The sequence below is a fragment of the Nocardia sp. FBN12 genome (genome assembly GCF_054031145.1).
The window spans coordinates 5,172,469-5,180,964 of sequence record NZ_CM132926.1 but is presented as its reverse complement, the minus strand read 5'-3'; the positions used below and the strand labels follow the sequence as shown (position 1 = coordinate 5,180,964).

The window sequence follows — 8,496 nt, the reverse complement described above, 5'->3', positions numbered from 1 at the left end:
GTCTGCACCGTTGAGCCAAGTGATGAGCTGGGTCGACACGATGACTGAACTAGACTGAGCCTTACCAGTGCGTTCATGTGACGAGTTCAGCAAGGTGGGAGGTGGTTTCCATGGCAATGCCGGTGCCTCATTCGGCCGAATGGACCGCTGCCGATCTGGATCGACTACCCGATGACGGACTGCGTTACGAGGTATTGAATGGCCAGCTTGTCGTGAACGCCGCACCCAAGCCGAAGCACCAGTGGTTGATCAAACGGCTGACACAGGTCCTTGACGCGTGCGTTCCCGCCGATCACCTCGTCCTGGACGGTGTCGGCGTACTCATCGGGGACGACGAGCCGATCCCCGATCTGATGGTTGTCGCCGGATCGATCGACTGGAACGGGCGCGGGGTTCCGGTGGGACAGGTCGCGCTCGCCGTGGAGGTCGTGTCGAGGTCGACGACATTGCAGGACCGATTGGTGAAGCCGGTTCTGTACGCGCAGGCCGGAATCCCGACGTATTGGCGATTCGAAATCAACGCATTCAAAGGCTGTCTGGCCGGCGAAGAGTTGCCGGTACTGTTCGCCTACGCCCTCGGCACTGATGGTGAGTACGAGCAGACGCACCGTGCGTCCGCGGGTGATCCGGTGACTTTACGTTCGCCGTACGAGGTCACCTTCGACCCTGGCGCGCTGCTCCCTCGCTAGGTCGGCGCCCAGGAAGGCCCGTCCAGCCCGGCAGGACGCGACGCCGATGTCATGGCAGGTGATCGGTGCCGTCGCTCGCGCGGTTGACCAGTCCGGTGCGGTGGGCGATGACGACGAGCTGTGCACGATCGCGAGCTTGCAGCTTGTTCATGGCGCGCTGCACATGGGCGCGGACGGTGAACGGACTCACGAACAGTTGCTCGGCGATCTCGTTGTTGGACAGTCCTGTTGCGACCAGCATGGTCATTTCGCGTTCGCGCGGGGTGAGGGCGTCGAGTAGCTCGGACGTGTGGGCGTCGTGGGTCGGCGTTGCCAGAAAGCGGGCGATCAAGCTGCGCGTTGCCGCAGGGGACAGGAGGGTTTCTCCGTCTGCGATAGTGCGCACGGCGGCGAGTAGCTCCGCTGCGCCGATGCCCTTTCCGATGAAACCGCTCGCGCCCGCGCGCAGCGCCTGCGCGACGTATTCGTCGGTCTCATAGGTGGTGAGGATCAGGACGCGGCTGTCGCGCAGTTGTGGGTCCGCGCAGATCTGTGCGGTGGCGGTGAGGCCGTCGGTGTCCGGCATCCGGATGTCCATGATGACCACATCGGGGCGCAGTTCACGGGTGAGGCTCACCGCTTGCCTGCCATCGGCGGCCTCACCGACCACGCTGATGTCGTCGGCGGTGTCGAGCAGCGTCCGGAACGCTTGGCGTAGCAGGGCCTGGTCGTCGGCGAGTAACACTCGAATCGTCATGGGGGACCACCGTTCTCTGCGTCGCTTACGCGCCCGGCGTCCGAATCTGCAGCCGGTTTGTCGGCCGTCGGCGCGTTCTCGGGCGTGAGCGGCAGGTGGGTGGAGACGATGAAGCCACCTGCCGGGCTGTTGGTGGTGAAGAGCTGGCCCCCGACCGCGGTGGCGCGTTCTCGCATACCGATCAGCCCGTAACCCGATGGCCGGTCCGATCGCGTGAACGCACTCGGCTCGAGCGGTTTCGGTGCGGCCTGCGAGTCCGGTCCGTCGTCGGTGACGGTGATGGCGAGTCGGTTGTGGCTCCAGGACAAGCGGATTCGAGCGCTGCCGGTCCCTGCGTGTTTGCGCACGTTGGTCAGGGCTTCCTGAATGATCCGGTAGGCAGTGAGATCCACGCCGGGAGGTAGTGGTTTTGGCGCGCCTTCGTTGTCCATCGTCACTTGTAGTCCCGCACGGCCGAATGACTCGAGGAGCGGGGGAAGCTGCGACAGCCCGGGCGACGGTTCGGCGGAAGTACCAGCGTCCCCGGCCTGGCGTAGCAGTCCGACCGTGGCCCGCAGGTCATCGAGGGCGTTTTTCGTGGTCTGGATGATGTTCCGCAGGTTCGAGCGAGTCTGTTCCGGGTGCGAGTCGAACACGTGCGCGGCAACCACGGCTTGGGCGTTGGCGAGCGTGATCTGGTGGGCGACGACATCGTGCAGCTCACGCGCGATGCGTACTCGCTCTTCGGCAACACTGCGGCGCGCTTCGCTCTCCCGGCTCTCCTCGGCGCGCAGAGCCCGCTCTTCCATCGCCGCCAGGTAGGCCCGTCGGCTCTGCGTCGCGTTGCCGAGCGCTGCGGCGATCAGCGGGAGCGCCGCCACCGACAGCAGCCTGCTGCCGTCCTGCCAGGAAAGCCCGTCGAGCAGTGGGGTCACCGCGACCAGCAACGCGACGGCAGGGAGCAGGATCGCGATCGTCACTCTGGGTTCGGTATGCACTGCCAGCGCGTAGGCGGCGATCGCGAGGGGCACCACGATCAACGGGGTCAACAGCAGGCCGAACGGCGCGGCCAGCATCCCGCACACGGTGGTCACGGCGACCGCGATCACGGGTGCGCGATGCCGGACGACCAGCGCCGCACACGAGACTCCCGCGACAGCATAGGTGGCGATCGGCGGCCATCCCAGGGTGTTGTCGGGGTGAAAGATCCCGCCGGCCAGGCACAGCAGCAACGCTGTCGCGAGGACGAGCGCCTCGCGCCACCACACGGGTCGTCGTGCCACTGGGTGGGTGGCCGTCACCGGGTCGGGGAACGCTGCTGGGTTGGCAACAACTCGCCCAAGATACGCGCGTCCGAGGCCACGGCGACCGCATGGCGCTCGACTCGGTGCGTACGCACCAGGGTGCGCGGTCGTCTGGTGCGACAGCACTAGCGGCAGTCGGTGACGAGAGACGATGCCCGCAGGAAGCTCCGCTGGAACGGTGGTAACCAGCCCGGCGCCCGCGTGGCGCGAGTCCCGCCGAGTCGGGACATCAACCTCTGGTGAGGAGCCGAAGTCAATGCAGCAGAACACAATCGACGATGCGAACGTCGGTCTACACACGCGATGGAGCTGGCGACTACTCGGCCTCGTCGCGGTCTTGGCCTTGGTGAACTTCGTGGTGGACTCGGCGATCGGCGCCCCGCTGATCGTCCTGCCCGAGATGCTCGACCATTTCGGCACCGACCAGGCGGCGTGGCTCAACGCCACCGCGATGCTGGCGGGCGTGATGTGGGCGCCGCTGCTCGGCAAGAGCGCCGACATCTACGGCAAACGCCGAGTGCTCGTGCTGGCATTGCTGATCAGTTGCGTGGGTGCGCTGATCTGCGCGGTGGCCCCGACGATGTGGATCTTCGTCGTGGGACGCATGTTGCAGGGAGCCGCGTTGGCGGCCATGTTCTTGTCGGTCGCGATCGTGCGAACCGTCTGCACGCCACGCCTGGCCATGATCATCGTCGGCATCGTGACCACCGGTACCGCGGTGCTCAATGTCGCGTCCCGTTTTCTCATCGAGAAGCTGGCGACGGAGTTCGGCTTCCAGATCCTTTTCCTCATCTCGGCCGCGGTGGCGGTCGCGATGGCGGTTTGCGTGCGTGTGCTGGTTCCCGAATCGCTCGTGAAGACGCCGGGCCGGCTCGACATCTCGGGTGCGCTGCTGCTCGGGGGCGGTCTGCTCGGGGTGCTCGGCTACATCAGCATGGGTCCCGACCTCGGCTGGTCGGCCATCGGCCCGCTTGCCGTTCTCCTCGGTGGGATCGTGGCGCTGGCCAGATGGTTCGCGGTCTCGAGCCGAAAGCCCGACCCGCTGATCGACGTCGGGAACCTCGGCAGGCCGTTGATTCTCACGCTGCTTGTCGTTTTCCTCGGCGCGGGTTCCTACCAGAGCATGCTTCAGCTCATCCCGCTCATCAGTGAGATTCCGGCTAACCAGAATCTGGGCTACGGTCTCGGCGGTCACGGGTCGGTGGCGCTGCTTCTCGCGGCACCCGCTGTCGGTGTGATGCTCGGAGGTCCGGTGGCCGGCTGGTTGGGGACGCGGATCGGACCCGCCAGGACCTTGGCCGGGGCGGTCATGCTCGGAACCGCAGCCACCATCGGGATGTTTCTCGGTGTGTCGCAGCTGGTCGCGGCGCTGGGCTTCGCGTTCCTGCTCGGTGTCACGGTCGCCGCGTTGGGTGCGTCGGGTTTCAACATGGCAGGCAACTTGGCGTCGGCACAACGGCAGGGCATCGTGTCCAGCCTGGTCATGGTGATGGTGTCGACCGGGGCCGTGGTGTTCAACTTCGTCGGCGCGGCCGTGCTCGCCTCGACCACCGTCGTCGCGGACGGCGAGACAGTGAATTCCGCAACCGGGGTGTTCAGCTACATCGCGATCGCCACCGTGGCATTCGCGATCGCCGCGGTGGTCGTCGTCATTCTCGTACGAACCACCCGCCCGGAGCATCAGGCGCCGGCGCAGAGGCTCGAACCCGTCGAGACGCGCGCGTGAGCCTTTCCATCGACAGAAAACGTAGGAGTTGACATGAAATCCAGCGGAACCGTCCTGATTTCCGGCGCGAGCATCGCGGGTCCCGCGCTGGCGTTCTGGCTGCGCAGACATGGCTTCGAGGTGACGGTGGTCGAGAAGTCCACCGGGGTGCGCGACGGCGGATATCCGATCGACGTGCGTGGCACCGCGGTAGCCGTCGCGCACCGGATGGGCATCCTGCCGCGCCTACGGCAAGCCCATATCGACACGCGGCGGGTGAGCTTCCTCGATGCCGACGGCAGTCGCGCCGCGGTCGTTCATCCGCAGGCAGTGGTAGGCGGCGTCGACGGACATGACCTCGAGATACCGCGAGGGACGCTGACCGACGTGCTCTACACCGCCGTCCGCGACGACGTGGAGTTCCTGTTCGACGATGCCATCGACGCGCTCACCGAGCACGATCACGGTGTCGACGTCACCTTCCGCAGCGGCGCCCACCGTAGTTTCGACCTCGTGGTCGGCGCTGACGGAATGCACTCACGAACCCGGGCCCTCACCTTCGGCCCCGAACAGGACTACCTGCGCTACCTCGGCTACTGCTTCTCGATCTGCACCATGCCCAACACGTTCGGGCTCTCGCACGAGGCACTCGTCTGGAACACCCCTGGACGCGCCGCCGCTCTCTACGCCGTCGGAAACAGCGACGACGTACACGCCCTGCTGACCTTCGCCCACCCCGAACCAGCACACGAAGCACTCCGCGACAACGGCACTCGAGACGAGCTGATCACCACCGTCTTCGGCGATGACGGATGGCAGGTACCGATGATCGTCGACGCCATGCGTCACGCGCCGGATCAGTTCTTCGACACGGTCAGTCAGATCCACCTGCCGCGATGGTCGAGCGGGCGGGTGGCATTCGTCGGCGATGCCGCCTACGCGCCGTCGTTCCTCACCGGGCAGGGCTCGAGTCTCGCCCTCGTCGGCGCCTACATGCTCGCCCACGCCCTGGCCACCCACGACGATCACACCGCCGCCTTCACCGCCTACGAGCGCGCCAGCCGCGGATTCGTCGAACTCAACCAAGCGCAGATCTCCACCGGCGAGGCAGCGCTGTTTCCCACCACCGCCGAGGCATTGGAAGCTCGCAACCACCGGCTCCGCGGCCTCACCACGTCGCCGCCGACCACAGGACGACCGGCCCACACGGCACTCACCTTGCCCGACCACTGAGCCCATCCGCCGGGATGGATGTGACGTGGGGGCCTGCTGCCCGAAATGTGCTCGTCACCGAACCGGGATAGGGTCCGGGTTCGCATCGGGAACAGGCTAGGGAGCGTTCGTTATCGCACTTCGGATTTGGCTGAGCAGTGCCGGGGCAGCGACCGTTCAGGTCATGCGGTTGCTCCGGGAGAACCCGGACGGTGTCGACGTCACGATTTATGCCAGCAATGTGGATCCGAGTGCGGTCGCTCTCTCGGCAGGTGATGTGTCGGCGATCGAACCTCGGTACGTGAGCAACGAGGAGTACGCGCAGTTCGCGCTCGAATTCTGTCGCACGCATCGCATCGATGTGCTCATTCCGCCACGGCGTCTCGACGCGCTGGCAGGTCGGGGAGCCGACTTCGCGGCGGTCGGCACCAGTCTGATGTGTTCGCCGTTGGCAGCGGTGAAGGCGCTGACCGACAAGGTGCGAACCTACGAGATCGCCGGTGCGGCAGGAGTTCCCGTACCGCCGTGGCGGGAGGCGCGCGATGCGGACGAGTTCTGCGCGGCCGTCGACGAGTTGGCGATGGGCGGGGAGACGCTGTGCATCAAGCCGAGTGGTGAGTTCTCGGCGTTCGGGTTTCGCATTCTGGACGACCGTCCGTTGACCATGGCGAGCTTGCGGGTCGCGCCACGACCGGTGGCCTCGGTCGCTGCCGTCGCGGGGGCGATGCGCCGGGCCGCGGCGGCGGGGGAATGCGTCCCGCCGCTGCTGGTGATGCCGTTCCTCGAAGGTCCGGAGATCAGTATCGACTGTCTCTCCGCGCCGGGAGGTGAACTGCTGATGGGGATTCCGCGCGCCAAGCAGGGCCGCTTCCGCGTATTGCTCGATGATCCCGCCGCGGTCGACATCGCGCGGCGGCTCGTGTGGCACTTCGAACTGGCCTACCTGACCAATGTCCAATTACGTTATCGCGGTGGGGAACCGGTCCTGCTCGAGGCGAATCCGCGACCCTCGGCAGGCCTGTTCCATACGTCCTTCGCCGACGTGAATTTGCCATGGGCCGCGGTTCGGCTACTGCTGCAAGGTGATTCGGGCTTACGGCACCCGCCGCGGCTGGGTGCCTGTCTCGCCGTGGCGGAAGCGGTGATGGAGGTTGCGCCGTTGCTGGACGGTCAGCTCGAGGGCGTACGTCGCAGCGCGGATCTGGTTCCTGGCTGATCACTCGCCGGTGGTGAACAGGCCCCGGTTCATGGCGACGATGACGGCATGGGTGCGGTCGTTGACGTCGAGTTCGGCGCCGGGGTCGCAGACAGCATCGACCGGTCGAACTTCGTGTCCACCGATCGGTGGACACCGCGACGATGTCAGCGGGTGAGCAGTCCGGCCAACCCGTCGAGGAGCAGATCGAGGCCGAAGGTGAAATCCGCCGCACCGGAGTGGGATCCGGCAATGACGAGCCCCGAGAGGGTGCGCAGGTGGGGATGTGTTTCGGCGGGGACAAGCGGGAGGAATTGTTCTGCGGCCGACGCAAATTCGGCGGGGTCGAGAGGGAAGTTGATGGCCTGGATGGTGAAGCCGTAGATGTGGCTGTCCAAGGCGTTCCACGCTCGGTCTGCCTGTTCGTAGGTGAAGCCAGCGGTGATCAGGCAGCCGAGGGTGGCGTCCACGTAGCGGAGCATGGCGGGGCCGACATTGACGCGGGAGCCGAGCAGGCCGGTGGCCCAGCGGTGGGTCAGGAGTACCTCGTGGGCAGAGATGGCTCGGTGCCGCAGCTCTGCTCGCCAGTCGGTGCCCGCACGGGGGACGTAGATCTCGGCGACCACCACTGAGGGGCCCTGATGACCGATGTGGATACGGCTTCGATGACCGCCTGGATCGCACCCCGATACGGCGGGGCTGAGGTGTTGCGCAGCGAGATCGTGCCGCGGCCGAAGGCGCCGGGGGAGGGTGATGTGGTGGTCCGTGTGCGGGCGGCATCACTGTGCAGTGGGGATCTGCATCTGCTCACCGGGACGCCGTATCTGCTGCGGCTCGGGTTCGGGTTGCGCAGGCCCAAGCATCGAATGATCGGGCAGAATCTGGCGGGTGAGGTAGTCGCGGTCGGCGGGAGTGTCACCGAATTTCGCGCTGGTGACAGGGTTTTCGGTGCGGTGCCCAGTGGGGCGTTCGCTGAATACGTTTGCGCCGGCGCGGGCGCGTTCGCCATCGTGCCTGCGGCGTTGAGCATGGAAGATGCTGCGGCGATGCCGGATTCGGGAATGACCGCGTTGCAGGGGCTGCGTGATATCGGCAAGGTCGGGCCGGGGCAGCGCGTGCTGATCAACGGCGCGTCGGGCGGGGTCGGCAGCTTCGCGGTGCAGATCGCGAAGGTGCTCGGCGCGCACGTGAGCGCGGTGTGCGGCACCCGGCATGTCGAGATGGTGCGCAGCATCGGTGCCGATGTCGTCATCGACTACACCGTCGACGATTTCACCCGCGCGGATCTGCGCTACGACGTGATCTTCGATCTGGCAGGCAACCGAGCACTGCGGGAGATCCGTCGCGTGCTGGCCACGGACGGCGTCTTCATCTCCTCCGCCGCCGCGCCCGGCAACAACTGGTTCGGCCCGATCCGATGGCTGGGTCAGGTGGCACTCACCGACCTGTTCGCGCGACAGACCCTGAAGGCTCTGCTGATGCGACCCGCGGCCGCCGACCTCGCATATCTGGCCGGATTGGCCGTTGACGGGAGCTTGCGACCGGTGATCGAGCGGCGGTTCGCGTTGTCCGACGCGGCACTGGCCGTCGCCGCATTCGAGCAAGGTCACGCGTCGGGAAAGACCGTCCTCATCGCCTGATTCGCCGGGGATGCCGTGCCGATTCGGATGTCTTGC

8 protein-coding genes are annotated in these 8,496 nt (G+C 66.4%); 5 read left to right on the top strand and 3 right to left on the bottom strand.

Annotated elements, in window-relative coordinates; all coding sequences use genetic code 11:
• The first annotated feature begins 110 nt into the window (after positions 1–110).
• Positions 111–689: a Uma2 family endonuclease gene (locus tag ACWZHB_RS24580; RefSeq protein WP_427904173.1), complete on the top strand. Its 579-nt coding sequence runs from the start codon at positions 111–113 to the stop codon at positions 687–689.
• Positions 690–738: 49 nt separating this feature from the next.
• On the opposite strand, the gene ACWZHB_RS24575 is transcribed toward ACWZHB_RS24580, so the two are convergent.
• On the bottom strand, positions 739–1,425 hold the full coding sequence (locus ACWZHB_RS24575) for a response regulator (RefSeq protein WP_427904172.1): 687 nt from the start codon (positions 1,423–1,425) through the stop codon (positions 739–741).
• Entirely contained in the window at positions 1,422–2,687 is a 1,266-nt protein-coding gene (locus ACWZHB_RS24570) for a sensor histidine kinase (protein ID WP_427904171.1), read from the bottom strand. The genes ACWZHB_RS24575 and ACWZHB_RS24570 overlap by 4 nt, the downstream gene beginning before the upstream one ends.
• Before the next feature lie 277 nt (positions 2,688–2,964).
• Between ACWZHB_RS24570 and ACWZHB_RS24565 the strand changes: the two genes are divergently transcribed.
• The 3 genes from ACWZHB_RS24565 to ACWZHB_RS24555 all read left to right on the top strand — a co-directional run bounded on the left by ACWZHB_RS24565 (position 2,965) and on the right by ACWZHB_RS24555 (position 6,841).
• A complete protein-coding gene (locus ACWZHB_RS24565) occupies positions 2,965–4,434 on the top strand; it encodes an MFS transporter (RefSeq protein ID WP_427904170.1) in 1,470 nt (489 codons plus the stop codon).
• 33 nt (positions 4,435–4,467) lie between these two features.
• On the top strand, positions 4,468–5,646 hold the full coding sequence (locus tag ACWZHB_RS24560; protein ID WP_427904169.1) for an FAD-dependent monooxygenase: 1,179 nt from the start codon (positions 4,468–4,470) through the stop codon (positions 5,644–5,646).
• A 163-nt stretch (positions 5,647–5,809) separates the two neighbouring features.
• Entirely contained in the window at positions 5,810–6,841 is a 1,032-nt protein-coding gene (locus ACWZHB_RS24555) for an ATP-grasp domain-containing protein (protein ID WP_427904168.1), read from the top strand.
• Between the two features lie 146 nt (positions 6,842–6,987).
• On the opposite strand, the gene ACWZHB_RS24550 is transcribed toward ACWZHB_RS24555, so the two are convergent.
• A complete protein-coding gene (locus ACWZHB_RS24550; RefSeq protein ID WP_427904167.1) occupies positions 6,988–7,449 on the bottom strand; it encodes a TetR/AcrR family transcriptional regulator C-terminal domain-containing protein in 462 nt (153 codons plus the stop codon).
• Positions 7,450–7,461: 12 nt separating this feature from the next.
• Here ACWZHB_RS24550 and ACWZHB_RS24545 point away from each other — a divergent pair, with 12 nt between their 5' ends.
• Positions 7,462–8,460, top strand: coding sequence for an NAD(P)-dependent alcohol dehydrogenase (locus ACWZHB_RS24545; RefSeq protein ID WP_427904166.1), 999 nt, complete (start codon positions 7,462–7,464; stop codon positions 8,458–8,460).
• The last annotated feature ends 36 nt before the right edge of the window (positions 8,461–8,496 follow it).